Consider the following 530-nt stretch of genomic DNA (forward strand, 5'->3'; position numbering starts at 1 on the left):
CTTCTGGATGAGGCCGCGGAACGTCATGTTGACATCCGGGTCGGTCCACCAGCCCCTATCCTCGATGGTCTTACCGATGATGGTGGCATCGGAGAGATCGAGCTTGGAGATCTGGAAGTCGATAACCTTGTGGCCCTCGTACTCCGGGGTGCCGTTGATAACGGCCTGGTAGGTCTCGCCGGGAACGAGGATGGTGTGGGCCATGTTGAAGCCGTCGTCCTTGCGAACGATGTACATCTCGTAGTCGTCGTGGTGCGTCAGCACGTGATGACCGACCGCCACGCCGATGCGGTTGACCCAGGCGTCGCCATCGCTCATGCCTGCAGCGGGGCTGACTTCGAGCACGGTGTCCGTCACGTCGCGGCCGTCGACAAGGGTCGCGTCGTTCAGAGAGAAGCCGACGATGGAGAAGGTGTCGGCGATGCTGCGGAGATACCACTGACCACCCTTGTACTGTGCGATGACAACGGCGTAATCGCCTTTGTCGACAGGCATGGTGTAATTGCCGGCAGCGTCCTTGACGCTGGTGC

1 protein-coding gene is annotated in these 530 nt (G+C 60.8%); it reads right to left on the minus strand.

The genetic code is table 11. From position 1 onward, the window contains the following. A partial coding sequence (locus H7U32_RS09710) for a hypothetical protein (protein WP_204469842.1) occupies positions 1 to 495 on the minus strand: 495 nt, incomplete at its 3' end. Positions 496 to 530 lie beyond the last annotated feature (35 nt).

It is taken from the genome of Bifidobacterium pullorum subsp. saeculare (assembly GCF_016899725.1).
Taxonomy (GTDB): domain Bacteria; phylum Actinomycetota; class Actinomycetes; order Actinomycetales; family Bifidobacteriaceae; genus Bifidobacterium; species Bifidobacterium pullorum_C.